Raw genomic sequence first — 25,654 nt, forward strand, 5'->3', positions numbered from 1 at the left:
CCACGGACTCGCCCCGGTCATCGCCGTCGTCGACGGCACCGGGTCCACCTGGAACAATCCGGTGTGCACCGACTCCCCCACCGGCGGCAACGTCCGGACGTACCTGACCAGGGACGTGCCCGCCTGGCTGATCTCCCGGCTCGACGTCGACCCCGACCGGGCGGACTGGACGATCGGTGGCCTGTCCTACGGCGGGACCTGCGCACTGCAGGTCGTCACCGGTGACCCGGACAGTTACGGCGCCGTACTCGACCTTTCCGGGGAACGCACCCCGGTGGACTCCCAGGGCGACCACGCGGGGACGGTGAGGGACTACTTCGGCGGCTCAGCGGACGCCTTCCGTGCGGCGAACCCGGAGGACCTGCTCACCGTGCACGCCGGGGACGGCACCTACGCGGGCACCACGGCCTGGTTCGTCGCCGGGAGAGCTGACCGCACCTCGGTCTCCGATCTCGGCGTTCTGGCGGATCTGGCGGAAAGGGCCGGGATGGACGTGACCGTGCGGAAGGTGGCCGGCGGCCACGACTTCCAGACCTGGCGGTCCGGGCTGCGCGACGCCTTCCCCGCCCTCGCGTCGCGGGCCGGCCTCCCATGACCCGGTCCGGACCGGCCCCGGGCCCCGCTACCTCGTCATCGGGAAGGCGAGGACGTCCCGGATCCCGCCACCGGTCACGAGCATGACCAACCGGTCCACCCCGATCCCCAGGCCACCGGTCGGTGGCATGCCGAATTCCAGGGCCCGCAGGAAGTCCTCGTCGACCTCCATCGCCTCCGGGTCCCCGCCTGCAGCTAGCAGGGACTGCGCCTCCAGCCGTTGGCGCTGCAGCAGCGGATCGGTGAGCTCGGAGTAGGCGGTGCCCAGCTCAGTGCCCCAGGCGACGAGGTCCCAGCGTTCCACGACTCCGTCGACCGACCGGTGCGGCCGGGTCAGTGGTGAGGTGGACGCCGGGAAGTCCGTGTAGAACGTCGGCGTGGTCGTCCGGGCCTCGACGAACTCGCCGTAGAGCTCCTCGACGAGGTGCCCGGCATCCTGGTCCGCCCCCCAGGGCACCCCGACGAGGTCCGCGACGTCACGCAGTTCCGCCAGCGGCGTCGACGGCAGGACCGCCCACCGGGGCTCCGGTGCGTGACCGAGAGCGGTGAGCTCGGTGACCAGTGCCGCCGTCACCGCCTCGTGGACACCGATGACCGGCCAGTCCCCGGAGATGTCGACGAGCCCCCCGTCCGGCCCGGTGACCAGGGGGGCACCGTGGACTGCGGTGGCCGCGGCCCGGATGAGGTCCTGTGCCAGATACCGCATCGTCGAGTAGTCGGCGTGGGTGCGGTAAGCCTCCAGCACGGTGAACTCAGGGTTGTGGGTCGAGTCGACGCCCTCGTTGCGGAAGTCCCGGCCGAGTTCGTACACCCGGTCCATTCCGCCGCACAGCAGCCGCTTCAGGTAGAGTTCCGGGGCGATTCGCAGGACGAGGTCCAGGTCGTAGGCGTTGGAGCGGGTCCGGAACGGCCGGGCGGACGCCCCTCCGTGGGTCTTCTGCAGCACCGGGGTCTCGACCTCGAGGTAGTCCTCCGCGTCGAGGACGCCGCGCAGGGACTTCAACACCGACGCACGGGCCCTCAGCCGGATACCGACCTCCGGGTTGACGGTGAGATCGAGATGCCGATTGCGCAGCCGGGTCTCCGGGTCGGTGAGACCGGACCTGGCGTCCGGTAGCGGGTGCAGGGCCTTCGCCTCGATCCGCAGGGTGTCGGCGAGGACCGAGACCGTGCCGTTGCGCGACCGGCCGACACGCCCGGAGACCTGGACGAGGTCTGCCAGGTCAAGCTCCCGGACCAGTGCGACGGAGTCCGGGCGGGAGGCCTCCAGCAGGACCTGGCACCGGCCCGTGGCGTCCTGCAGGTCGAGGAAGGTCACCCCGCCGAAGCGGCGACGTCCGGTGATCCGGCCGGAGACGGTCACGGTGGTCCCGTCAGCGGCTGCGGCGTCGACGGCGTCCACCCCCACATCCGTGATCTCCCCGCAGCCGCAGGTCGGGGGAACTGCCACCGGCCACGGATCCACCCCCACGCCGCGCAGCCGCTTCGCTGTCGCGGTACGCACCCCGACCTGCTCCGGGACCCGCCGCCGTGCCCGCACCGGGAACGCTGCCTCGGCCCGCCACTGCGGCACCAGGGCAGCTGCAGCGGACGCCGCCGACGACGGGTCGGGGTCGGGCCCCGGGGACCGGCGCGACAGTGCCCGGACCCGGGGCAGGGCGGAGAGCTCCGGGACGAATCCCTCGGCCATTCCGGAGGCCAGGGCGATGCGCAGGACCGCGTGGGTCTCCCCGAAGCAGAGGAACCGCGGCAGCCACTCCGGCTGGTACTTCTCGTTGGAGCGGTACAGCGCCTCCATCTGCCACCAGCGGGAGAGGAAGACGAGAACGCGCCGGCTGAGCCGGGTCAGCGGATCCGTGCCGATCTCCGCCTCCGTGGCGAAGATCCGGCGGAATACCGCGAAGTTCAGTGACACCCGGCGCGGGGCGGGGACCGTTCCGGGGTCGGCGGCGTTGCCGGTACACAGATCGACGACCATCGCCTCGACCGTACCGTTGGGTGCACCGGGACTGCGACGCATGAGGTCCAGGGACAGACCGTCGGTTCCCCAGGGTACGAAGGACAGTTCGGCGACGACCTCCCCGTCGACGAGCGCCTCGACGAGGACGCAGTCCCCGTCGCCGGGGTCACCCACCCGCCCCAGGGCCATGGAGAACCCGCGTTCGTCCGTGGTGTCGCGCCACAGGTCGGCCCGTTCGTCGACTGTTCTGAGCTGGGCGGTGGTCAGGTCGGCGTGTCTGCGCACCCGGGTGGTCACCCCTGCCCGGCGGGCCCGTGCGACGGCCTGGCGCAGACTGCGGAACTCCGGTGCGTTGAGCCGCAGGTCGTCGCGGTTGAGGATCGCCTCGTCACCGAGCCGCAGGGCGGTGAGCCCGTGGCGGGCGTAGGCTGCGGCGCCGGCCTCGGAAGCACCCATCACCGCGGTCGCCCAGCCGTAGGACGCGGCCGTACCGGTCCAGGCGTTGATGGCGGAATCCCAGGCGTCCCGGTCGCCCAGAGGGTCGGCGGAGGCCAGGCACACGCCGAGTTCGACCCGGTAGGTGATCGCGGCGCGGCCGTCGGGTGACCAGATCACGGACTTGTCGTGCCGGAAGGAGAAGTAGGCCAGGGAGTCGTCGCGGTTGAAGCGGTCGACCATCGCCCGGAGGATCTGCTCGTCAGTGCTGGTCAGAGCATTTCTGTCCCGCTGGGAACGCAGCAGTACCGCGCAGGCGACGATGACCGCGAGGGCGGAGAGAACTGAGACGAGCAGGCGCAGGAACGGGGCGGGTTGCCCGGAGAGGACGCGTCCGGCGGTGAGGTCCGCGCCGACGGCGTGGTCGAGGACCCACCACCAGCGGTCCGTGCCGCGAAGGGTGTGCGGCCACAGGGCGACGAGGGCACCGGCGACCATCGCAACGACGGCGACACCGGCGACCCAGCAGCCGAGAGCCTGCCGGACCGAGCCCCGTCGGGTCCGGGCGGTGAAGCTGCGGGCGGTGGCGAGCATCCCGGCCAGCATGGCGGCCTGGAGGACGCAGCCGGTGAGGAAGAGTGCCCACCGGTCCCCCTGCACCTCCCGGAGCGTTGCGTCGACGAACGCGGTCAGTGGCCCGGCGTCCGGTGCGGTCACCGCGTGTGGACCGCCGTGGGTGAGGACGATGACGATGATGCCGGCATTCCACACGGTGAGAAGGGCCAGCAGTACGGTGGCGATGGCCCAGCCCAGCCGTTTGGCGGCGAGCAGCGCCCCACCGAGCAGGAACAGTGCGACGCACCAGGCGAAAGAGGAGGGCATCGGCAGGATCAGCAGGTCGAGTACCCGGCGCAGGCTGCGGAATCCCGGGTCGACGTATCCGGCGAGGACGAGCAGCGCTCCGACCAGTCCGTAGGTCGAGAGGAAGACGCCGAAGGTGCGGGGGAAGACCCTGGTGGCCGCGGTCCTCAGGCGCGCGGGCGCGGGTGCATGTCGGAACATGTCACACGATTGTGCGCCGGTCCCCGGGCCACGGCAACGGACCGGGCGGGGTTGGCCGGCAACTGCCAGGAAACACGCACCCCGTCCTCATTCGACCGCGGGACCGCTGCTCATCTCCCGTTCACTGCCGGGGTGCACGGGGGGTGCGTACCGCACGCCCCGTCCGGGCTGTCCGGGGCCGGCGCACCGGTCTCCCCCCGGCGGTGGACGTGCCGCCGGCGTCGTCGGTTCCGACCGAACCTTCGGTTCCTTCCGCGGCAGTCTCTGCGACTTCTGCTGCATCGGGGGCATCGGGGGCATCGGTGTCCCCCTCCCCGGTGTCGACGGCACCGTCGGCCGGGTCATCCGGACCGAAGACGCCGAGCACCATGGCGTCCGCGGCGACGAGGTCACCGGTGATGAGGTCCGGCACGATCCGCGCCAGCTGCGCCCAACCTGCGTACGCTGAGGTCAGCTGACCGGGCGCGCCGAGCCTGCCGTGCGCCCGCAACCGGGCCGCCATCGCCAGGATCATGCTGATCACCGGGGCGAGGGCCCAGCGGTTGTCAGGATTGTCGGTGTCGACGTTGTCCAGCTTGTCGAAACGCACCCGGGCGGAGGTGAACAGCTGGCGGTTGGTCTGCCGGATCCGCCGCAGCAGGGTCAGGGCGACGCGCAGCAGCTCCGGGTCCGCGAGGATCTCGTTGAGTTCCGCACGCTGACGGAAGGTCTCGAACACCGCGATGAGCCGGGAGTTCTCCTCTGACAGTGCACCGGGCACCAGTTTCGACCCGGCGAAGAATGCGCCGAGCACCGCATCCTGCTGCTCCGGGGACAACTGTGCGATCTGCACTGTCGTCGCGTCGATGCAGGAGGTCTCCAGCGTGGCGTCACGGCCGGTCTCCACCGTCCGCGCCAGCTCCATGCCGCCGACGGTGGTCAACCTCCGACCGATCTCACGTCGGGCGGCGGTGTCCTCGTCGTCGGTGGCTGCCAACTCGCCGAGAATCTCCAGGGCCGCGATCCAGGCCACGCCCGGGTTCGGGTCGGCCTCGTCGGTCCGCAGCGGGGCATGGACCAGTCCGGAGAGGATGAACTGCGCCGGCCGGTCGGTCGAGGGGACCAGTGACCGGGACATCGCCCGCAACGACTCCCGCGGGTGTCGCGACAGCGCCGCGCGCATCGACTCACCCGCGGCGTCCGGTGCGCCACCGGACAGCCAGCCTGCCAGCACGTCCCACAGGGTGGTGAGCACGTCGATGTCGTCGGGGGCCTCGTCGGACTCACCGGCGAGGAAGGCTGACAACCGGGTCCACGGACCGTCATCGTCCGGGTGCGCGTGACCGGGTGCCTCGACGCGGATCGCCGAGGGGCCGGGTGTCGCCGGGGCATAAAGGCTGCTGAACCTGTCGCCGGCGAACAACTGCACCTTCAACGGGCCGGCGTCGACGAACTCCGTCGGGACGGCGGCGGTGGCCGTCGCGGCTCCGCCGGTGAGGGTGACCGTGACCGCGGACTGCCACGGTGCGGTGAGCTGCCACACCCACGCGCCGACCGGACGGTCCGTCAGCGCCGGTGGGGCCGGGCTGACCGACAGTACGCCGTCGGTCAGCTCCCCGGTCCGTTCGACCGAGGGGGTGAGGGTCGCCAGGCGCACGGAGTGTGAGCGGCCGTCGGCGATGAACTCCAGTTCACAGGAACCCTCGCGCAGCATCGCCAGGGATCCCGCGAGCGGCTTCAGTGAAATCCACCAGGTCACCGCGTCGACCGTGCCGAGACGCAGGGTGCGCACCGGCGCACCGTGGTGGTCGCGGACGACGAGACGCGGCTTCTCGACCGGCAGGCCGGGACGGATCCGGAACCGGGTGGCGGTGTCCACGGAATCCGCGGAGATCACCACGGATTCGGTGCGCCACATCGGGTCCTCGCCGATGAGCGGCAGCTGGTAGCGCAACCGGGGCGGCTCGACGATGAGCGGCAGGGCGTCCCCGGCATCGGTCTCGGCGATGACCTGGACCTGCTTCTCGTCCGCACCCAGGTCCACGGACCGGGCGATGACCAGTGGTTTCTCGCCGCCACGGAAGTGCACGGTCACGGGCGACAGTCCGGCGGTACGGGCCAGCCGGGGCGATTCGGGGGCGTCGACGTGGAGGCCCTCGACGATGGCGTACTCGTGGCGGAAGGACTCGTTGCGCGGTCCGCGCAGCCGGACCAGGTACTCGCCGACCCAGGGGGTGTCGTAGGCCTCCGGGTCGAAGACGTCGAACAGGCCTCCCTCGGCGGGGACCTCCAGCGGCTCCTCCTCGGTCACCTCCTCACCGGTCTCGTCGGGGCCCGCCCACGAGCTCACCGACAGGAACCAGATCTCCGGGGCTCCGGACACCGTCGGCGGGAACACCGCCTGGAGGCTCTCGGTGTGCACCGGCAGTCCGCCGAGGGACCGCACCCCCACGACAGGCTCGTCGGGTTCGTGGAAGACAACCCGCTGCCGCGGGTCGACACAACGGATCTTCCCCATCGCCGGACGCGGCACACCGGGTCGGTCGATGTGCAGGGACACGGCACCGGCGAGGTCGAGGTCACGGATCACCCAGCCGTCCCAGGCCTTGACGGCGCGTTCCGTCAGCACCGGCAGCGGTTCGTCACGCACCGCGTCAACGGCGGTGGCGTCCTCCGGACAGACGACGAGGACGCGGTCGTGGTGCAGGGACACCCGGTCGGTGAGGTCCTTGCCGCGTCGGGTGAACACGAGCACCGGGTCGGACTCGTCGACACCGTTGACCACCCAGGAGTCGTCGTGGGTGAGGTCGCGGACACCGATCTCACGGACCGGTCGGCGTACCGGGATGTCGAGGATGCCGGTGACCGGACGCCCCGGCGCGTCGGATCGGCGGGTGCGGAACCCGGCCGGGCGTCCCTCGATGTCGACATGCCAGCGGACCTCGTCGACGGCGTCCCGGTCGACGGCGTCCCGGTCGTCGGCGTCCTCGTCGAGCGGGACCTCCGGCAGTCGCAGCACGGTGCGCTGGCGGGCCAGGTCGAGGGCCAGCCGCGGCTGGTCCTCCCGGGCCCCCACACCGACACGGTGACGGCGGGCGGTGGTTCCGGCGGGGCGTTCGGTCAACTCCTCGACGACATCCTCGAGAATCAACGGTGGGACACCCTCGACCGCGCCGGCCGCCAGACCGTGACGCCAGTGCCCGGGATGGGTGGCGGCATAGCGGACGACGCGGACCACCGGGGAGATGAGGCCGGCGGCCAGGTCGGGCAGCACCGCGCAGATCGGGCCCGCCTGGAGCGACTCGGTGGCCAGCACGGAGACCACGGCTGCGGCCTCGGCGTCGGGATCCTCCCCGGCGGTGCCGTCGAGGCGACGGGTGTCGATCAGTTCGATGAGCTCGGGGATCCAGTCGGTGGCCAGCCCGACGTGGGCGAACAATCGACCGGTCTCCCCGTCGGAACTGGTCGCCGCGATGTCGACCGGGTCGAGGCCTGCGGCGGTCAGCAGGCCGGCGTAGGTGTCCGGGCCGATGAGCGCGACGCGTTCTGGGGTGGGTTCCAGGCCGAGGCCGGACCAGAACTCGGCGGACAGTTCGGCGACGGTGTTGAGTCGGGCGGCACGGAACAGCAGTGTGGAGGCGGTCAGTGCCGGACAGGTGGCCAGCAGCGCTGCCTCGTCCCCGCCTGCGTCGATCTGCCGGGACAGGAAGGTGCCGTAGAAGGTGGTCAGGCGTTCCAGTTCGTCACCGGTGATGTCGAGGCGGACGAAGATCGACGGATCACCGGAGAGCTCGCCCAACCGGCGGGCGAGATCGACTTCGGTGCTCGAGGCCCAGGCGAGGAGGGAATCGGACAGGTCTGCAATAGGGCTCGGTGCACTCACGACGACCCATTCTAGGGTGCATCGGCGGCGGGCACATCCGCGGGGCCGCCCTCGCCATCGCTGCCGGTCACCGAGGTGCCACCGGCCGTTGAGGCGTCGGCGGGCACGGCGCCCACCGGATGCATCCGCTGGGAGATGACCCGGGTGACACCGTCACCGCGCATCGTCACGCCGTAGAGCACGTTGGCAATGTCCATCGTCGGCTTCTGGTGGGTGATGACGATGAGCTGCGAATCACGCCGCAGTTCCAGGAACAGGGCGATGAGCCTGCGCAGGTTCACGTCGTCGAGAGCGGCCTCGACCTCGTCCATGACGTAGAAGGGGCTGGGGCGGGCGCGGAAGATCGCGACGAGCAGCGCCAGGGCGGTCAGCGACTTCTCGCCGCCGGAGAGCAGCGACAGCCGTTTGACCTTCTTGCCCGGCGGGCGGGCCTCCACCTCGATACCGGTGGTGAGCATGTCGGAGGGGTCGGTGAGGATGAGGCGTCCGGAACCACCGGGGAACAGGGTGTCGAAGACCTTCGGGAACTCCGCCTCCACATCGGCCCATGCGTCGGTGAACAGTTGCAGGATGGTGACGTCGACATCGCGGATGACCTCCTCGAGGTCGGCGCGGGCCTTCTCGACGTCGTCGAGCTGGGTGGCGAGGAAGCGGTGGCGTTCCTCCAGGGCGGCGAACTCCTCCAGCGCCAGGGGGTTGACCTTGCCGAGGTTGCGCAGGGACTTCTCGGCGGCGGCCAGCTCTTTCGCCGCGGACTCCCGGTCGAAGTTCTCCCCCGGGGCCTCGGCGAGCAACTGGGGGGCGGTCATGCCGAGCTGCTCCATCGCCTGGTCGAGGGCCTGCTCGATGCGCAACTGCGCCTGGGAGCGGGCGATCTCGGCCTGGTGGGCTTTGTCGGTCAGATGGTTGAGACGCAGGGTCAAGGTGTTGACCTTGTCCTTGTGTCGTCCGAGGGTCTCCTGCCACTGCCGGTGGGCCTCTGCGGTCCGGGTGCGGGACTCCGCCGCCCTGGCCAGCGCGTCCTTCAGCCGGAGGTCGACACGACGTGCCTGGGCGTGGACCACGTGCGCCCGTTCCCGTGCCGCCCGACGGCGGGCCGCGGCCCGCTCGAACTGTTCACGGGCGGCCGCCTCCTGCCGCGCCTGACGGCGCAGTCCCTCGGCCCTGCCCCGGTGGGACCCGGCACGTTCCTCGGCGGTGCGCAGCGCCAGGCGCGCCTCCATCTCCATCGCCCGGGCCTGGGTCAGTGCCTGGGCGGTGGAGTCCCGTTCGGCGGTGGAGGGTTCTCCACCGGTGTCCTCGGAGTCGACGCGGGACAGCCGGTCCGCCACCTCATCGGCCTCGGCGGCGAGCTTCTCACGTCGCTGCTCGGCCTCATCGCGGGCGGCGGTCGCCCGGGCGAGCAGGCGGCCCGCCTGTTCCGCTGCCCGGGCCGACGCTTCGGCCCGGTGTCTCGCCGCAGCGAGACGTCCCTCGTGGTCACGGACTGCTGCCTGCGCCGAGGACGCGGCGGTGCGCAGGTCCTCAGCCGTCTGCTCCGCCCCCCGCAGGGAGGCCTGCAGGTCGCCGAGTTCGCCGCGGAGACGGTCGACTTCAGCACCGGCCTCGGTGATGCGGGCGGACAGCTCGACCGGGGTCGCTCCGCCGGAACCTGCGGCGATCCATCCGGTACCGAGCAGGACGCCGTCCCTCGTCACCGCGCGCAGCCGGGGGTCGGCGGTGACGACGGCGCGGCCGGCGTCCACCGAGTCCACGGCGACGACGTCCACGAGCAGTGATGTCACCGGGGTGACGACCTCGGCGGCGATGTCCAGGTGGTCAAGCAGCCAGGTGGAGCCGGGCACCTCGGCGGGGGCCCGGGTGTCGAGACGCCAGGTCGCGTGGTCGTCGTCCGCGGCACGCAGGAGTGTGGTGCGTCCCTGCCCCGCCTCCACCAGCGCAGCGACCAGGGCTGCCACGGTCTCCCGGTCGGCGGATCCGACCAGGCCGTCCGGCAGGACGGCCGCCACCGCGGCCGCCCACCCGTCATCGACGGTGACCAGCCCCGCCAGCGGACGCGGCTCGGCGTGTCCCAGGCTCCTCGCTGCGGTGACCGCCACGGCGCCGCCGTCCGTGGGTCGCAGCCGGTCCCGCCAACCGTCGATGCGGGCGTCGAGGGTGGCGATCCTTCTCTCCAGCTCGCGCTCATTCCGGCGGAGTTCGGCCACGCGCTCCCCGGCACCGGCGGATTCCTCGACGGCGCGGGCGGCGGTCTCCGCCAGGCCCACCCCGGCGGCCTCGATCCCGTCGAGTGCCTCGACCGCTTCGGCGACCTCTGCGCCGGTGGTCTCCTCCATCGACTCACGGTGTTCGGCGACGGTCTGTTCCAGGCGTCCGATCTCGGCGTCGAGGGCGGTGCGGCGCTGCTCGAGCGAGTCCTGCTGGGCGAGCAGACGCACGATCCCCTCGCGTCGGTCGGCGACGGCACGCACCTGCGCGAGGTGTTCACGTTCGGCTTCGCGGGCGGCGTCTGCACGGTCCTCGACCTCCTCACGGACCTGTCCGAGGCGTTCGGTGGCGATCTCCACCTCCTCGTCGAGAGCTGCCTGCTCCTCCTCGGCGGCCTCCGCACGCGCCCGGAGTTCCTCGGGGTCCGTGCCGGACCAGGTGTCCGGGATACCGGATTCGGCGGCCCGGTCGGCGGCGATACGCAGCGTCGCGGCGTTCTTCTCCGCGATGGTCGACAGGGTGAACCAGAGGTTCTTGGCGGACTCTGCGTCCTCCAGGGCCGTGCGCAGTTCCTCCTCGGTGACGGCGAGCTCGCCGGAGTACTCCTCCAGCTCGGCGCGCACGGTGTCCGTGTCGGCGGTGAGGACGGAGAGCTCGGCGTCCGCCTCGGCGAGCCGGTCGGTGAGACGACGGACCCGGTCGGCGGTGAGCAGCAGCCGGTTCTCGCGGATCGTGGCCTGCACCCGTTCGGCCTTCTGCGCGGCCTCGGCCTGCCTGGCCAGCGGTTTGAGCTGTGTGGCGAGTTCGTCGGTGAGGTCGTGGAGGCGGTCGAGGTTGCCCTGCATCGACACGAGCTTTCGCTGCGCCTTCTCCTTGCGGCGGCGGTGTTTGAGGACGCCGGCAGCCTCCTCGATGTAGGCCCGCCGCTCCTCGGGGCGGGACTCGAGGATCTGCGCGAGACGCCCCTGCCCGACGATCACGTGCATCTCGCGTCCGATGCCGGAGTCCGACAGCAGCTCCTGGATGTCCATCAACCGGGCCTTCGCCCCGTTGATCTCGTACTCGGACGCCCCGTCGCGGAACATCCGGCGGGTGACGGACACCTCCGAGTACTCGATGGGAAGGGCACCGTCGGAGTTGTCGATCGTCAGTGTGACCTCCGCGCGCCCGAGCGCCTTGCGCTCACCGGCACCGGCGAAGATGACGTCCTCCATCTTGCCGCCGCGCAAGGTCTTCGCCCCCTGTTCCCCCATCACCCAGGCCAACGCGTCGACGACGTTGGACTTGCCGGACCCGTTCGGGCCGACGACGCCGCAGATGCCCGGCTCGAACTTCAGTGTCGTCGCCGAAGCGAAGGACTTGAACCCCTTGAGGGTCAGGGACTTCAGGTGCATCGGGGGCGGGGGCCTTTCGGCTAGCGGGTATCGAAGCCATCGTACCCGCCGCGCGGACCGGTGACGGAGTCCACCACGGTGTCGACGCGGCCCGGCGTGTCGTCGGAACGCAGCCAGGCGAGCAGGGAGTCCGTGGCGTCCTCGCGTCCTTCCGCGACGACGAGGACGCGGCCGTCGGGGTAGTTCGAGGCGAAACCGGTCAGCCCGAGAGCCAGCGCCTTCGTACGCGTGGCCCAGCGGAAGCCGACGCCCTGGACGTGCCCGTGGATCCACGCGGTGAGACGCACGGGGGACGCGGCGAGGTCGGCTGCTTCGGTCATGCCGCCGAGTGTAATCCGGACAGGGACCCCCACGTGTCGCTCCCGGTCTCGCAGAGCCCGACGCATCAGGACCCGCTGAAACCCGTCAAGGCAGGCGACCACTCCGGGCTGACCTCGACGGGGACCGTCGGTGCCCATGTGTTCCGGTATGCGCCCCGTCACCACCGAGTCACCACCGAGTCACCACCGAGTCACCACCGACCACCGTGTGCTACTACTGGATTCTGACGGTGGCGCAGTAGGGGTCACCGCCGGACGAGGGAGCCGTACCCGGACGACGACAAGACGGCCACGAAAGGTTGTGGCCACCATGGCTTGGCTCATTCTCGTTGTCTCCGGGGTCTTCGAGGCGGTCTGGGCGACCGCGCTCGGACGGTCCGACGGGCTCACCCGGCTCTGGCCGACCGTCGTGTTTTTCTCCGCGCTCGTCGTCAGTATGGGAGGACTGGCATGGTCGATGCGGGACCTCCCCACCGGCACCGCTTACGCGGTATGGGTGGCGGTCGGTGCCGTGGGCACCGTCGCCTGGGCCATGTCCACCGGCGCCGAACCGGTCACCGCGCTGCGGATCCTGTTCCTCGCGGTGATCGTCGGCGGTGTCGTGGGACTCAAACTGGTCAGCTGAGCGGTGGGCGAACCGTCCGCGGGGGCCGCTGGCACTCCGGACACAGGTGGGAGGACCGGTTGGTCCAGTGCTCCCGCACGATCGCCGTCCCGCACCGCGGGCAGGGCTCCCCCTCCCGCCCGTAGGCGTTGAGCGACCGGGAGAAGTAGCCGGATGCCCCGTTGACGTTGACGTAGAGGTCGTCGAAGGACGTCCCGCCGGCGGCGAGGGCCCTGGTCATCACACCGGCTGCGGCATGCAGCAGGTCCACGACATCTCCCTGCCGCATGGCGGAGGCCTTCTTCCGCGGATGCACCTGTGCCACCCACAGCGCCTCATCGGCGTAGATGTTCCCGATGCCGGAGACCACGGTCTGGTCCAGCAGGACGCGCTTGATCTCGGACCGCTTCCGCCGGATCAACCGGGCCGTCGTCCCGGCATCGAAAGCCGGGTCCAGCGGGTCGAGCGCGATGTGCGGCACCGGATCGGTGACCCCCGGCACTGTCAGCTCCCAGCGGCCGAAGGTGCGCTGGTCGACGAAACTGAGCTCCAGTTCCCGACCCGGGTCCCCGTCCGCGTCGGTGACCAGCAGTGAACGAATGCGCAGGTGCGGTGAGGTCACCTGCCCCGGCTCTCCGAGCAGCATCTGGCCGGACATGCCGAGGTGGATGAGGAGGCACCGTCCTGGACCACCCACGCCACCCGGGCGCTCAAGCTCCATCCAGAGGTACTTCCCCCGACGCCGCACCGCGACGATCCTGGCGTCCGCCAGTCCTGCCTCCAGCGCCGCCGCGCCGCCCTCCTGTCCACGCACCGCACGCGGGTGCAGTACCTCGGTGCCCACGAACGTGGCACCGGTGATGTGTTCCGCCAGTCCGCGCCGGACGACCTCTACCTCGGGAAGCTCAGGCACAGTCGCAGTCGCTCAGTCGTCGAGACCGCTCAGCGCGCGGTAGGCCTCACGGGCGGCATGGTGCTCCGCCTCTTTCTTCGTGTGCCCGGTCCCCGCACCTCGCACCTCGCCGCCGATGGTGACCGTGGCGTTGAAGGTCTGGTCGTGGTCCGGTCCTTCGACCACGGAGGCGTACGTCGGGTCGCCGTGGATCTTCAGGTCGGAGAGTTTCTCCAGCAGCACGGTCTTCCAGTCCATGGTGAGACCCGTGGAGGGGGCGGTGGTGATCTTGCGTTCGAAGATGCGCAGCACGGTGGCTCGGGCCACCTCGAAGCCGCACTCCAGGTAGATCGCACCGAGCATCGCCTCCACCGAGTCGGCGAGGATGGAATGCTTGTCGGAACCGCCGGTCAGCATCTCACCGCGGCCCAGCAGGATGTTGTCGCCCATGTGCAGGTCCCGTGCGACCTCCGCCAGGGCGTACATGTTGACCACCCCGGCACGCATCTTGGAGATGTCGGACTCCGACCGGTCCGGGAACTGCCGGTAGAGCTGCTCCGCGACCGAGAGACCGAGGACCGCGTCCCCGAGGAACTCGAGACGTTCATTGTTGGGCAAATTGCCGTTCTCGTTCGCGAAGGAGCGGTGGGACAGCGCCAGACGCAGCATCTCGTCGGACAGCTCCACACCCCACGCCTCGCGCAGCGGGGTGTGGTCCGTCTTCGAGAAGGCGGCCTCAAGTGCTGATTCGCCGGTCAGTCGGCGCTTGCGTGACATCAGTTCTCCCCGTCTGCGACGCCGTCGGTGATCTCGTCGAGCTTGCCGGACAGGCCCGCCCAGCGCGGGTCCGGCGCGGCCTCCTGCTCCTCGGAGACTCCGTCGGGGGCGGGGGTGTCCTCGGTGCAGTCGTGACCGTAGTCCTCGCACACCGGATTGAACGGCAGGGTCAGTCCCGCCTCGTCCAGCACCAGCTGGGTGATGTCGACCATGTCGTCCTGGACGAGCAGCGGCTCGAAGTCGTCGTCCCCGGACCCGCCCCCTGCCACACCGTCCCGGGTGATGAAGTCGGCGTTGATGCCGAAGACATCGTTGATGCGCACCGCCAGCGGCTCATCAAGCTCCGCCAGACACCGGGAGCACTGGCCGGTGGCCCGGCCGTGGACGGTGGCGTCCACCAGCAGGGACTCCCCCAGGTTCGACACATCGGCGTCGATCTCGATCTGTGAGCCCTCGGCGACACCGAGCATCTCACCGCCGAGGCGGACCGGGGTCGGGCCGGTGGTGGTCAGGTGCTGGGGCATTCCGGTGGACCGGAGAACCTCACGGACTTCAAGCTGGAACGGATTCGTACTCACCGTGTCATTCTTACCCTTGAGAGGTCAGATGGGTCGAATCCGTCCCGCGGATCAGCCGCGGTCGCCCCAGTCGCCGCGGGCCTCGCGCGGGTCGCGCACCTCCCGGTGCTCCCGCGGGTACCGGTTACCGGACACCCCCGCCCCCTTGCGTAGCGCGGAACGGTCACGGGAGACGGTGCGCAGCGACCCGTTGAGGGATTCCTCGAACTGTGCCAGCGTGCTGTCGACGTACTGGTCGCACTCACGGCGCAGACGGTCGGAATCCGCGTGGGCGGACTCGATGATCCGGCGGGCCTCCGCCTCCGCCTCGCGGACGACCTCGGACTCGCTGACCAGACGACGCTGCTCGGTGATGCCCTCGTTGACCGCCCGGTCGTAGAGGTTGTTGCCCTCGTCCAGCAGGCGGGTCTTCTCCGCTTCTGCACGGGCGGTGGTCTCCTGGTACTCCCGGCGGGCGTCCTCCTCCAGGCGCACCGCCTCCGCCTCGGCGTGGGAGACCGTGGCGTTGGCCCGGTCCTCCGCGTCCGCCAGGGTGTCCTCGGCCCGGTTCCGGGCGTCCGTGAGAATCCGGTCGCGCTCGGATTCGGCATCGGCGACCAGGTTCGTCGCCTTCGTCTCCGCCTCGGAAAGGATGGCGTCCTCCCGGTCAAGCACATCCTGGGCGTCGTCCAGGTCACCGGGGATGGAATGCCTGATCATGTCGAGCAGGTCAATGGCCCCCGCCCGGTTGACCATGCAGTTCCCCGACATCGGGACGCCATAGGCCTGTTCCACCATCGTCTGGAGATCATCGAGGCCCTCGAAAGTCTTGTACATGACTGCCAGCATGCCAGAAACCGGGACCGTGTTACGGATGTGACACGCGGGACAGCCTCATCTGACCGCCACCCGGACTACCCCCGGTACTTGGCGAGCACCGCCTCGGCGACGTTCTCCGGCAGCAGGCCGTGCACGTCGCCCCCGTACTTCGCGACCTCCTTGCAGATCGTCGAGGAGACGTACCCGTACTCCGGGTCGGTGAGCAGGAAGAACGTCTCGACCCCGGTGAGCCGCTGGTTCATCTGGGCCATCGGCAGCTCGTACTCGTAGTCCAGCGAACTGCGCAGCCCTTTCACCAGGGCCGGGATCCCGTGCTCGGAGAGGTAGTCGACCAGCAGACTGTCCCAGGTGTCCACGGTGATCCGACCCGCCTCGGGCAGACCGGTGGCGTCCAGCGCCTCCCGGACCAGGGCGATGCGCTCGTCGGCATCGAAGAGTCCCGACTTGTTCGGATTGTAGGTCACCAGCACGGTGACCTCGTCGAACATTCTCGCGGCACGGGTGAAGATATTGATGTGACCGTTGGTGACGGGGTCGAAGGACCCGGGGCAGCAGACTCGCATGCGGCAAGTCTAGGCCACACCGGGCCCCCGCCAGATCGCCATGTCCATCCTGGCGATGCCGAAGGTGCGCTTCTTGAGCTTCTGCCCGGTGGTCTCGAACCCCTCGGGCCAGTCGACCCCGGCTGAGTCGACGTGACGTTCGACAACCACCACGGCGTCCTCGGTCAGCAGCGGGATCAGTGCCCGGACCATATCGTTGACGGCCTCGTCGGTGAGTGTGTAGGGCGGATCGGCCAGCACCATCGTGTAGTGGTCGTGCGTCGCGCCGGCGAGGAACACCGAGGCCTTCGCCTCGACGACGCGCACCGCCGGATGCCCCACCACCGCAGCATTGGTGCGGGCGGTCTCGCAGGCCCGGTTGTTGTCGTCGACCAGCGTCACCTCCGCCGCCCCGCGGGACGCCGCCTCCAGACCGAGCGCCCCGGAACCTGCGAAGAGGTCGAGGACGATCTCACCGTCGAAACCGAAGCGGACCTGCAGGGAGGAGAAGAGCCCCTCACGGGCGCGGTCGGAGGTCGGCCGGGTCCCCTCGGACGGCACCTTGAGCTTCCGGCCGCGTGCGGAACCGGCGATGATGCGGGTCACTTCGTCGCCCCGTCATCCGGGAGCGCCTCCAGATGCAGCAGCAGGTCCCCACCGTCCACAGCGGAGAAGTCGGTGACGGCACCACGGCGGGCGACGCCGGCACCGGGGGCGACGACGTTGGCCTCCACCTTGACCGCCTCGACCACGGCGAGGCGGTCACCGGCGGCGACAGCCTGTCCGTCCTCCACCTCGAACCTGACGTGTCCGGCAAAGGGCGCGAAGATATCCATGGCGGTCAGTGTAGTGACTCAACTCCGCTCGATGAACTCCTGGTCGTCATCGGCGATGTCGGCGACCAGTGCGCGCGCCAGGGCCGGATCGTAGGCGACGAGGTCCTCGGCGTACCGGCGGGCCTCCCCGACCACAGCGACGTCATCCGCCAACGACAGCAGGCTCACCCGGCGCGCCCGGGCACCGGACTGGCTCTCCCCCAGCACGTCGCCCTCCGTGCGGGAGCGCAGGTCGAGTTCTGCCAGGGCGAATCCGTCCCGGGTCTCGGCGGTCTCCGTCAGCCGTCGGAAGGCGGGTTCCTCCCCCGGCACCGCCGTGCACAGGAAGCACCAGGAGTGGTCGGGGCCGCGGCCCACGCGGCCGCGCAGCTGGTGGAGTTGGGAGACGCCGAAGTTTTCGGCCTCCATCACGACCATCACGGTCGCCTCGGGGATGTCGACGCCGACCTCGATGACGGTCGTGGCGACGAGGACGTCGAGCTGTCCGGACGCCAGCTCGGCCATGATCCCGGCCTTGTCCTCCATCCTGCCGTGCAGCCTGCCGATCCGGAGTCCCGCGAGGACGCCGCCGCCCAGCCTCGACGCCACGTCATCGACCCCGCCCTCACCCTCGATGCGTGGCACGACGATGAACGCGCGGTGCCCGGAGGCGACCTGCTCCCGGATCACGGCGAAGACCCGGTCGACCCACTTCGGCCGGCCCATGGGCACGACGAAGGTGTCCACCGGGCCGCGTCCCGACGGGGAACCGGCGAGGGTGCAGACCGACAGGTCCCCGAACATCGTCATTGCGACGGTGCGTGGGATCGGGGTGGCGGTCATGACCAGCAGGTGCGGTGTCCGGTCGACCGGGGTGTTCTCCCGCAGCCGGTCGCGTTGGCGCACACCGAAGCGGTGCTGCTCGTCGACGACGACCATGCCCAGGTCGAAGAAGTCGACACTGTCCTGGATGATCGCGTGGGTGCCGACGACGATGTCGGAGGTCCCGGAGGTGATGTCGAGCAGGGCTGCCCGTCGTTCACCGGTGGTCATCGAACCGGTGAGCAGGGTGACGGTCACCGGCCGACCGTCGGTCCGCCCGAGAAGCCCGGTGAGGGTCTCGGCGTGCTGGACGGCGAGCACCTCGGTGGGGGCGAGGAAAGCGCACTGGGCTCCGGAGTCCACCACCCGCAGCATCGCCAGGAGTGCGACAACGGTCTTTCCGGAGCCGACGTCACCCTGCAGCAGCATGCTCATCGGGGGCACCCGGTCCGTGTCCCCCCTGGCGTCGTCCCCTCCCATCGCGTCACTGATGGTCTCCAGCGCCCCGCGCTGCGACGGGGTGAGCTCGTAGGGCAGCCGGTCGAGCAGGGACGCGAAGCGGGAGTCCGCCGCGACGGGGACGACGGGCCTGGCGTGTCGGGCGGTGGTGGCGGCGCGGCGCAACGCCATGACCAGTTGCAGACCGAGCGCCTCGTTGAACTTCAGCCGGGTCCGTGCGGCGTCCGGCCCGTCCTCCGGGGGCCGGTGGATCTGCCGCAGCGCGGTCGCGAATGCGACGAGCGGGGTTCCGTCGATCTGCGGCCAGGTCGGCGCCCCGGGAACCCGGGGCAGCATCTCGGAGGGCTCGCCCATCGCGGCGAGCACGTGGTCCATCACTGCCGTGACCTCGGCGGTGGAGGTGCCTGGACGTCGCCGGTAGGTCGGCAGCCAGGGATGGGAGAGCACCTTCTGCGCCGCGCGCATGCCACCGGCGACGTCGACGATGGTGGCCAACGGACCGAACGCGCCGAACGCCTCCTCGTACTCCTCCTCTGTCCTGGTGTGCCCGTCGGAGGTCGGCGCGGGGTGCAGGGTGATGTACGAGGGGTTCTTCAGCTGCCAGCGGTCACGCCAGATACCGAGGGTTCCGGAGAACATGAGTTTGGCGCCCGGGGTGATGAAGGAGCGGTGCTGCCGGACGTTGCCGAACAGGGCCGAGGAGAAGACCGTGTCGGCGACACGGAACGTGAACTGGAGGATCTCGCGGGGACCGCGACGACCACGGTTGTCCTGGACCTGTGCGGTGAGAACCTCGGCCAGGCAGGTGAAGCGGTCACCCTCCTCCGGTGTCTCCACCCCGGTCCCCCCGTGCTCGGTGAAGGCGCCGGTGCCGGAACTGTGCACGTAGGCGACCGGGAAATTCATCAGTGCCTGCCCCATGGTCGCCAGCCCCGGTTTCCCGGCGAGGTTCCGGGCGCGGTCGGGGGTGATGACCAGGCTCAGTGGCCGGGGGTCATCCCAACCCAGCATCTACTCCACCCCCACCTGCGCGGTCACCGGCAGTCCGGGGACGTGTACGGCGTGGAACTCGGCGTCCGGGTGGGACGCCGCGATCCGTGCCTCCACCTCTGCCATTCCGCCGGCCCCGAGCTCGTCGCCGTAGAGGACGGTGACGAGCTCCCCACCGTCGGCGAGGAGGTCCCCGACGACATCGGTGAGCAGGTCGTCACCGGTGACGTCGGCCCAGCGTTGGCCGTGGACGGCGTCTGCCATGTCCTCGGCGTTGTCCTCGAGGTCGGCGGTGGGGCTGTAGACGGCGAGTGCCGCGAGCCCGCCGACCACGCTGCCGGTGTCCACCACGGTCACGGCCGTGCCGGTGTCGTCGAGGACCGCGAAGAGACCGGTGGTGTCCTGTCCGTTGGTCAGCACGATGACCGGCCCGTCGACCGCGTCGACGGCGGCGGTCAGCGAGGCCGGGCTGTCGCCGACCGCTGCTCCGGCGGAGCGGAAGAGCGCGGCGAGGCCCTCACCGGCCGGGACCAGGGCTATGACCGGGGACGCCGGGGGTGTCCGTACCGGTTCGACGACCACCGGCAGCACCTCGATGCGCAGGTCGTGAACCTCGCCGAGGGCGAAGACCCGCTCAATGAGTTCACCGGCGCGGGTGGTGTGGACGTGGGCGTGGTTGCCGGTATGGTCCCCGACCCCGTCACTGACGACCACGACACTGTCGCCGAACCGGTCGAGCAGGGCGCGAAGTTCCCCGGTGTCACCACGGAAGCCGAAGACGAGTTCCAGGTGCGGGTCGGCGCCGTTGCCGTGGGACCGCCCCGCGTCGTCGTCGACGGTGCCGTCCCGTGGCGACGCCGGGGCGGGGGCGCTGTCCGGCCCGGCGTGCAACGCGTCCACGAGTGCCTGGAGGATGACGACGAGTCCTCGACCGCCGGCGTCGACCACACCGGCGTCACTGAGGGCGGCCAGCTGTCCGGTGGTCTGAGCCAGGGCGACGGCGGCGGCGTCACGGGCTGCGGTGACGACTTCGCTGAGTGACGCGTGTCCGCCGGGCCCGGCCTCACGCGCCCCCTCGGCGGCGGCGTGCAGAACCGTGACGATCGTGCCCTCCACCGGGTTTGAGAGCGCCTGGAGCACCAGTTCGCCGGCACGGGCGAGCATCACCGGGACCGCCCGGGCGGAGAGGTCACCGGTGGCCGACAGCGCGGCCGTGTCCGCGACAGCCCGGAGGATCTGACTGAGCACCATACCGGAGTTGCCGCGGGCACCGGCGACGGCGCCGGCCGCCAGGGCTGCGGCGACGTCCACGGCACTGCGACCACCGTTCCCCGCCTGGAGTGTCCGCAGCCGGATGACCGCGGATTCCATGGTGGCGGCCATGTTCGTGCCGGTGTCGGAGTCCGGGATGGGGAAGACGTTGAGGCGGTTGATCTCGGCGCGGTGCCGGTGCAGTCCGTCCAGGGCTGCGGTCGCCCACGCATCGAGGTAGTCACCGGTCAGTGCCTCAGGGGCCTCAGGGGCCTCAGGGGTCTCAGGGGTCTCAGGGGTCTCGGGAACATGGTGGGTCACGGTGCGACCTCCTGGCCCGCCAGGGACCATTCGACCGGGGCAGCGCCCTGGGACACCAGGATCTCGTTGACCCGGCTGAACGGGCGGGATCCGAAGAAACCGCGGTAGGCCGACAGTGGGGAGGGGTGCGCGGACGTCACACACCGCTCCGGCCCCACCAGTCCGGCGACGGTCTGGGCCTGTCGCCCCCACAGGACCGCGGCGAGCGGCCGGGTCGCGAGCCGGGCGACGACCGCACCCGTGATCTCCTCCCAGCCGGTGCCCCGGTCGCTGCCGGCGGCACCGGCGCGCACGGTGAGTACCCGGTTGAGCAGCATGACGCCGTGGTCGGTCCAGGGGGTCAGGTCGGCGGAGACCGGTCGGGGCAGCCCGAGGTCGGACTCGTACTCCGTGTAGATGTTCTGCAGCGACTTCGGCAGTGGCCGGGTCGTCGCCGCGGAGGAGAAGGACAGGCCGACAGCGTGTCCGGGGGTCGGGTAGGGGTCCTGGCCGAGGATGAGGACACGGGTCTCCTCGGCGGGACGGGCCAGGGCGCGGAAGATGTTCTCCGGGGCGGGCAGTACCCGTTCACCGGCGGTGATGCGGGCGGCGGTGCGTTCGGCGGCGGCGGGCAGGTCCGCACCCGCGTCGTCGAGCAGGGTGCGCCAGGAGGGGTGGACGGTCGCGAGAATCGTCCCGGCGAGTGTCTCGGTCGGGGAGGTCACAGCGAATCCCACCCGGTGGCGTAGAGCGGACGCTGCCCGTCAACGGTGACCGGATCGGTCAGTTCCCCGAACCGTTCTGCGTCCCCCGCGTCCCGGATCTCCCCGATGACGCGGTATCCGGCCGGCGGTTCCTTGTCGGTGGTGCCGAGCAGTGTGTGGTCCTCGCCGCCGGTGAGCACCCACTCCCAGGGGTCGTCACCGGTGATATCTGCCGCATAGTAGAGCTGGGCGTCAGGGGTGAGCGCCGCCCCGTCGAGGTCGACGATGACCCCGGAGCGTCGGGCTACGGTGGTGAGGTCGTGGACGAGTCCGTCGGAGTTGTCGGTCATCGCGGACATGCCGGCGGCGCGTCCCACCGAGCCCCGGCCGACGATCAGGTGTGGTGCGCAGTGCCGGGAGACGAGGTCCTGGAGAACGGGGTTGTCCGGCACGGCGGCGCGGGAGCCGTAGTACTTGAGCAGGGCGAGACCGGCGGCGGAGTGGCCGATGACCCCGGAGGCGACGACGAGGTGGCCGGGTCGGGCGGCGTCGACGGTGAGGGCGGGATCCGGGCCGGCGAGGATCCCGATGGCGGTGACGGCGACGATGAGCTGCCGGGAGGTGACCACGTCACCGCCCACGAGTTCGACGCCCCAGGGGGTGGCGGCGGCGCCGATGCCGCGGGCGATGTCGCCGACGACGCCGACGGGGAGGTCGGCGGGGGCGGACAGGGACATGAGCACCGCGGTGGGGCGGCCGCCCATCGCCTGGATGTCGGCGAAGTTCTGGCTGACGGCCTTCACCCCGACCTCGTAGGGGGTGGACCAGTCGAGGCGGAAGTGTTCGGAATCGACGAGGACGTCGGTGGTGGCGATGTGCCGGGAGTTCGGCGGGGCGGGGTCGAGGACGGCGGCATCGTCACCGTTGACCTCGCTGGGCGCCGCCTCGCGGATCGCGGCTATCGTCGCCGCCTCCCCCACCTGGGACACGGTGGGGCCACCGGCCGCGTGTCCACCGTAGGTCCCCGCCGTCTCAGCCATCAGCACCCTCATCCGTCCGCTAGGCAGTAGTCGTTAGTCGTCGCCGTCGGTGCCGCCCGTATGATCGGGGTCATGGCAGAGCAGCGTCCCGGTTCCCCGGAAGTCACTGATCAGGGTAGCAGCACCTCCGGACTGAGCCGCACGACCACGGTCCTCGCGCTCGTCCTGGCGGTGGTCTTCGTCATCGCGGTGCTGGCGGGGGCGAGGATCCTCGTCGACCGCAACGTGTACACGGAGGTGTCGATGGGGCCGGTGGATGCGCCGGACGCGGACTCCGCCACCTGCGGTGCGATCATCGACTCCCTGCCGGACCGGACCTCCGACTACCGGTCGGTCGGGGTGACGGATCCGGCCCCTGCAGGAGCCGCGGCCTACCGTGACTCCGGCGGCGCCGAGCTGACGGTGCGCTGCGGGGTGTCGGTGCCGGCCCAGTACTCACAGGTGAGCTCGCTGATCTCCCACGGCGGCACGGACTGGCTCCGCGTCGACGACGCCACCACCGGGTCAGCCCTGTCCACCTGGTACTCCCTCAGCGCCACCCCGGTGGTGGCGGTGACCGGGAGCCCGGACGCCGGGACGTCGCTGGACGACGCCGTGGACTTCGACGGGTTCGGCCGGGCCGTCGCCGACCATGCCCACGGGGACGCCCCCGCCCCACGTTCCGTGGCACTGACGGACCTCCGGCCCGACCGCGGTGCGGCGTCCTGCACGGAGTTCACGGACGCCCTGCCGGACGCCTTCGGTGACCACCACCGGATCAGGGAGACCACCGCCGGCGCCGACGCCGGAACGCCACTGGAGGGGGTGGCGGTGTGGGCCGCGCCCGGCGCAGAGCCGGTCGTGGTGCGGTGCGGGGTCGCGATGCCGGCATCCTACGCCGCCGGTGCCCGGCTCACCCAGGTTGACGAGGTGCCCTGGTTCGAGGACACGGCACTGGCCAACGGCTCGACCGTCGGGTCCTGGTACGCCCTCGGATACGGGGCGACGGTGGCGGTGTCGCTGCCGCTGAACATCGGTGACACGGTCCTCCCCCAGCTCAGCGGCATCATCGCCGGAACGATGGAGAAGACCGGGAACTGAGCGCCCCGGCCGGGGCTACCTGCGCACCAGTGCGCGGGCGATGAGGATGTCGAGCAGTTCGGGGTAGGCCACCCCGGTGGCCTCGAACATCTTCGGGTACATGCTGATCGGGGTGAAACCGGGCATGGTGTTCGGCTCGTTGAGCACGGGGCCGTCCTCGGTGACGAAGAAGTCCACCCGGGCGAGGCCCTCGCAGTCCAGTGCCCGGAAGGTCTCCACGGCCCAGCGACGCACCGCGTCGACCTGGCCCTCGGGCAGCGGGGCGGGGATCTCGTAGCTGATGATGTCGTCGAGGTACTTCGTGTCGAAGCCGTAGAAGCCCTCCGGGCCGTTCTCGGTACCCGTGAGCAGGGAGGGCTGGGAGGCGTGGACGGTTCCGTCGGGGTACTGCAGCACACCGCACTCGACCTCGACCCCGTGGAGCATGGCCTCGACGAGGATCTTGTTGTCGTGGGCGAAGGCCTCCTTCTCGGCGGCCGCCAGGTCCGCCCAGTCGGTGACCTTGGAGATGCCGACCGAGGAGCCGCCGCGGGCGGGCTTGACGAAGACCGGCAGGCCGAGCTGCTCCTTCTCGTCGTCGGTGAGGTCACGCTGCTCGGTGAGCACGACCTCGTCGCCGACGGGCACGCCGGCGGCGCGGGCGATGAGCTTGGTGTACTGCTTGTCCATGCAGGCGGCGGAGGCCAGCACGCCGTTGCCGACGTAGGGGACGTTGGCGAGTTCGATGACGCCCTGGACGGTGCCGTCCTCACCGTTGCGGCCGTGGAGGACGGGGAAGACGACATCGACCTCGGCGTAGAGAGAGCCGTCACCGTAGCGCAGTTGGCCACGGCCGTCGGCGCTCCGCCCGGGGACGAGGGTGACGCCACGGGACATCTTCACCGTCGGCAGGTCCCGGCCGTGGGCGGCCAGGGCGTCGGCGTCGGTGGTGCCCCTGACCCACTGACCGTCCTGCGTGATGCCGACCGGGACGACCTCGTAACGGTCCGGGTCGAGGTGACTCATCACCGCGGCGGCGGACAGACACGAGATGCTGTGCTCGGAATTCTGGCCGCCGTAGAGAACGGCGACGACGGTACGGGACGCGGGTGAAGTCGTTTCAGTGTTGCTCACGCCGGTGAGTCTACAGTCGGCTCACTCGGCTTTCCTGGTGCGGCCCAGCAGGGAGCGCACCGCGTCCGACACACTGCCGCCCCGGTGGCAGACATCCACGACCGCGTCGGTGATCGGCATGTCCACCCCCGCGGTCGCAGCGATCTCGGCGATGGAGATCGAGGAGATGACGCCCTCGGCGACCTGTCCGCGGGTCGATTCGCGGGCGCGGTCGAGGCTCTCCCCCCGGCCGAGGCGCTCACCGAAGGTACGGTTGCGTGAAAGCGGGGAATTGCAGGTCGCCACGAGGTCCCCCAGGCCGGCGAGCCCGGCCATGGTGCGCTCGGATCCGCCGAGCGCCACGGTGAGCCGGGTGATCTCGGCGAGGCCGCGGGTTATCAGCGTGGCGGTCGAGTTGTGTCCCAGCCCCATCCCCGCGCCCATGCCGCAGGCCAGGGCGATGACGTTCTTGCAGGCGCCGGCAATCTCGCAGCCGATGACGTCGTCATTCGTGTACGGCCGGAAGTAGGGGGCCGCGGTCGCCTCCTGGACCGCGACAGCTCGATCGGCGTCAGCGCAGGCCACGACGGTGGCCGCCGGCTGTGCCTGGGCGATCTCGTAGGCGAGGTTCGGCCCGGACAGTACGGCGACGTGGTCCTCGGGGACCTCGGCGACCTCGGCGATGACCTGGCTCATCCGGCGCCGGCTGGAGTGCTCGATCCCCTTGGTGAGACTGACGAGGGTGGCGTCCGACCCCAGGAGGTCACGCCAGGCGGCGAGGTTGGTGCGCATCGTCTGGGACGGCACGCCGAGGAAGACGATCTGCGCCCCGCCGAGCGCCACCGCGGGATCGGTGGTGGCGGTCAGCGACGCGGGGAGCTCCACCTCGCGCAGGTAGGTGGAGTTGGTGTGACGTCCGTCGACGCCCCCGTTGATCTCCCGGGCGACCTCGTCGCGCCTCGCCCAGAGGGTCACGTCACTGCCGGCGTCGGCGCAGACCTTCGCCACCGTGGTCCCCCAGGAACCGGCTCCCATCACCGCGACCTGCACCATA

At 70.7% G+C, this 25,654-nt stretch carries 20 protein-coding genes and 1 riboswitch; of the genes, 3 read left to right on the plus strand and 17 right to left on the minus strand.

What is annotated here, in order from left to right; all coding sequences use genetic code 11:
* The coding region (locus QZV72_RS03870) for an alpha/beta hydrolase family protein (RefSeq protein WP_297005526.1) at positions 1–595 on the plus strand (595 nt) is incomplete at its 5' end.
* Positions 596–622: 27 nt separating this feature from the next.
* Here the strand turns inward: QZV72_RS03870 and lysX are convergent.
* The 4 genes from lysX to QZV72_RS03890 form a co-directional block, all read right to left on the minus strand.
* On the minus strand, positions 623–4,051 hold the full coding sequence (lysX, locus tag QZV72_RS03875) for a bifunctional lysylphosphatidylglycerol synthetase/lysine--tRNA ligase LysX (protein WP_297005530.1): 3,429 nt from the start codon (positions 4,049–4,051) through the stop codon (positions 623–625).
* Between the two features lie 121 nt (positions 4,052–4,172).
* On the minus strand, positions 4,173–7,913 hold the full coding sequence (locus QZV72_RS03880) for a hypothetical protein (protein ID WP_297005532.1): 3,741 nt from the start codon (positions 7,911–7,913) through the stop codon (positions 4,173–4,175).
* An 11-nt stretch (positions 7,914–7,924) separates the two neighbouring features.
* A complete protein-coding gene (smc, locus tag QZV72_RS03885; RefSeq protein WP_297005535.1) occupies positions 7,925–11,515 on the minus strand; it encodes a chromosome segregation protein SMC in 3,591 nt (1,196 codons plus the stop codon).
* A 20-nt stretch (positions 11,516–11,535) separates the two neighbouring features.
* A complete protein-coding gene (locus tag QZV72_RS03890; protein WP_297005538.1) occupies positions 11,536–11,835 on the minus strand; it encodes an acylphosphatase in 300 nt (99 codons plus the stop codon).
* A gap of 225 nt (positions 11,836–12,060) precedes the next feature.
* Positions 12,061–12,131, plus strand: a riboswitch (guanidine-III (ykkC-III) riboswitch).
* A gap of 14 nt (positions 12,132–12,145) precedes the next feature.
* Between QZV72_RS03890 and QZV72_RS03895 the strand changes: the two genes are divergently transcribed.
* Entirely contained in the window at positions 12,146–12,460 is a 315-nt protein-coding gene (locus tag QZV72_RS03895) for a multidrug efflux SMR transporter (protein WP_297005542.1), read from the plus strand.
* Here the strand turns inward: QZV72_RS03895 and mutM are convergent.
* From mutM to QZV72_RS03950, 11 genes are all read right to left on the minus strand, one after another.
* The gene (gene mutM, locus QZV72_RS03900) at positions 12,453–13,352 is read right to left on the minus strand and encodes a bifunctional DNA-formamidopyrimidine glycosylase/DNA-(apurinic or apyrimidinic site) lyase (protein WP_297005545.1); all 900 of its coding nucleotides are present in this window, start codon (positions 13,350–13,352) and stop codon (positions 12,453–12,455) included. The genes QZV72_RS03895 and mutM overlap by 8 nt on opposite strands.
* A gap of 12 nt (positions 13,353–13,364) precedes the next feature.
* Positions 13,365–14,108 carry a ribonuclease III gene (rnc, locus tag QZV72_RS03905; RefSeq protein ID WP_297005547.1) on the minus strand — a complete coding sequence of 248 codons (744 nt, stop codon included), beginning with the start codon at positions 14,106–14,108 and terminating at the stop codon, positions 13,365–13,367.
* A complete protein-coding gene (locus QZV72_RS03910; RefSeq protein WP_297005584.1) occupies positions 14,108–14,632 on the minus strand; it encodes a DUF177 domain-containing protein in 525 nt (174 codons plus the stop codon). Before QZV72_RS03910 ends, rnc begins: the two co-directional genes overlap by 1 nt.
* 105 nt (positions 14,633–14,737) lie before the next feature.
* Positions 14,738–15,502, minus strand: coding sequence for a DivIVA domain-containing protein (locus tag QZV72_RS03915; protein WP_297005550.1), 765 nt, complete (start codon positions 15,500–15,502; stop codon positions 14,738–14,740).
* 77 nt (positions 15,503–15,579) lie between these two features.
* Positions 15,580–16,068 (minus strand): pantetheine-phosphate adenylyltransferase, encoded by a 489-nt coding sequence (coaD, locus tag QZV72_RS03920; protein ID WP_297005553.1) that lies wholly within the window; start codon positions 16,066–16,068, stop codon positions 15,580–15,582.
* Between the two features lie 9 nt (positions 16,069–16,077).
* Positions 16,078–16,653 (minus strand): RsmD family RNA methyltransferase, encoded by a 576-nt coding sequence (locus QZV72_RS03925; RefSeq protein ID WP_297005556.1) that lies wholly within the window; start codon positions 16,651–16,653, stop codon positions 16,078–16,080.
* Complete coding sequence (locus QZV72_RS03930; RefSeq protein WP_297005559.1) at positions 16,650–16,883, minus strand: biotin/lipoyl-containing protein; 234 nt, start codon at positions 16,881–16,883, stop codon at positions 16,650–16,652. Before QZV72_RS03930 ends, QZV72_RS03925 begins: the two co-directional genes overlap by 4 nt.
* 18 nt (positions 16,884–16,901) lie before the next feature.
* A complete protein-coding gene (locus QZV72_RS03935; RefSeq protein WP_297005562.1) occupies positions 16,902–19,154 on the minus strand; it encodes an ATP-dependent DNA helicase RecG in 2,253 nt (750 codons plus the stop codon).
* Complete coding sequence (locus QZV72_RS03940) at positions 19,155–20,705, minus strand: DAK2 domain-containing protein (protein ID WP_297005564.1); 1,551 nt, start codon at positions 20,703–20,705, stop codon at positions 19,155–19,157.
* Entirely contained in the window at positions 20,702–21,409 is a 708-nt protein-coding gene (locus QZV72_RS03945; RefSeq protein WP_297005566.1) for a uracil-DNA glycosylase, read from the minus strand. Before QZV72_RS03945 ends, QZV72_RS03940 begins: the two co-directional genes overlap by 4 nt.
* Complete coding sequence (locus tag QZV72_RS03950) at positions 21,406–22,428, minus strand: thiamine-phosphate kinase (RefSeq protein ID WP_297005569.1); 1,023 nt, start codon at positions 22,426–22,428, stop codon at positions 21,406–21,408. The genes QZV72_RS03945 and QZV72_RS03950 overlap by 4 nt, the downstream gene beginning before the upstream one ends.
* A 72-nt stretch (positions 22,429–22,500) precedes the next feature.
* Here QZV72_RS03950 and QZV72_RS03955 point away from each other — a divergent pair, with 72 nt between their 5' ends.
* A complete protein-coding gene (locus QZV72_RS03955; RefSeq protein ID WP_297005571.1) occupies positions 22,501–23,508 on the plus strand; it encodes a DUF3515 domain-containing protein in 1,008 nt (335 codons plus the stop codon).
* A 15-nt stretch (positions 23,509–23,523) separates the two neighbouring features.
* Here QZV72_RS03955 and QZV72_RS03960 read toward each other — a convergent pair whose 3' ends face one another.
* Together QZV72_RS03960 and QZV72_RS03965 are read right to left on the minus strand one after the other, a co-directional pair.
* Entirely contained in the window at positions 23,524–24,621 is a 1,098-nt protein-coding gene (locus QZV72_RS03960; protein WP_297005573.1) for a D-alanine--D-alanine ligase family protein, read from the minus strand.
* Between the two features lie 21 nt (positions 24,622–24,642).
* The gene (locus QZV72_RS03965) at positions 24,643–25,653 is read right to left on the minus strand and encodes an NAD(P)H-dependent glycerol-3-phosphate dehydrogenase (RefSeq protein WP_297005592.1); all 1,011 of its coding nucleotides are present in this window, start codon (positions 25,651–25,653) and stop codon (positions 24,643–24,645) included.
* Position 25,654: the final 1 nt, after the last annotated feature.

It is taken from the genome of uncultured Corynebacterium sp. (assembly GCF_902782855.1).
GTDB lineage: Bacteria > Actinomycetota > Actinomycetes > Mycobacteriales > Mycobacteriaceae > Corynebacterium.

What these genes read in the sequence shown, in the direction of transcription:
- QZV72_RS03950 (WP_297005569.1), bottom strand. Translation starts at nt 22,428, where the DNA reads ATGGCTGAGACGGCGGGGACCTACGGTGGACACGCGGCCGGTGGCCCC.
- QZV72_RS03910 (WP_297005584.1), bottom strand. Translation starts at nt 14,632, where the DNA reads ATGCCCCAGCACCTGACCACCACCGGCCCGACCCCGGTCCGCCTCGGC.
- QZV72_RS03965 (WP_297005592.1), bottom strand. Translation starts at nt 25,653, where the DNA reads ATGGTGCAGGTCGCGGTGATGGGAGCCGGTTCCTGGGGGACCACGGTG.
- QZV72_RS03890 (WP_297005538.1), bottom strand. Translation starts at nt 11,835, where the DNA reads ATGACCGAAGCAGCCGACCTCGCCGCGTCCCCCGTGCGTCTCACCGCG.
- QZV72_RS03895 (WP_297005542.1), top strand. Translation starts at nt 12,146, where the DNA reads ATGGCTTGGCTCATTCTCGTTGTCTCCGGGGTCTTCGAGGCGGTCTGG.
- QZV72_RS03935 (WP_297005562.1), bottom strand. Translation starts at nt 19,154, where the DNA reads ATGCTGGGTTGGGATGACCCCCGGCCACTGAGCCTGGTCATCACCCCC.
- rnc (WP_297005547.1), bottom strand. Translation starts at nt 14,108, where the DNA reads ATGTCACGCAAGCGCCGACTGACCGGCGAATCAGCACTTGAGGCCGCC.
- coaD (WP_297005553.1), bottom strand. Translation starts at nt 16,068, where the DNA reads ATGCGAGTCTGCTGCCCCGGGTCCTTCGACCCCGTCACCAACGGTCAC.
- QZV72_RS03915 (WP_297005550.1), bottom strand. Translation starts at nt 15,502, where the DNA reads ATGTACAAGACTTTCGAGGGCCTCGATGATCTCCAGACGATGGTGGAA.
- smc (WP_297005535.1), bottom strand. Translation starts at nt 11,515, where the DNA reads ATGCACCTGAAGTCCCTGACCCTCAAGGGGTTCAAGTCCTTCGCTTCG.
- QZV72_RS03930 (WP_297005559.1), bottom strand. Translation starts at nt 16,883, where the DNA reads ATGGATATCTTCGCGCCCTTTGCCGGACACGTCAGGTTCGAGGTGGAG.
- QZV72_RS03955 (WP_297005571.1), top strand. Translation starts at nt 22,501, where the DNA reads ATGGCAGAGCAGCGTCCCGGTTCCCCGGAAGTCACTGATCAGGGTAGC.
- lysX (WP_297005530.1), bottom strand. Translation starts at nt 4,051, where the DNA reads ATGTTCCGACATGCACCCGCGCCCGCGCGCCTGAGGACCGCGGCCACC.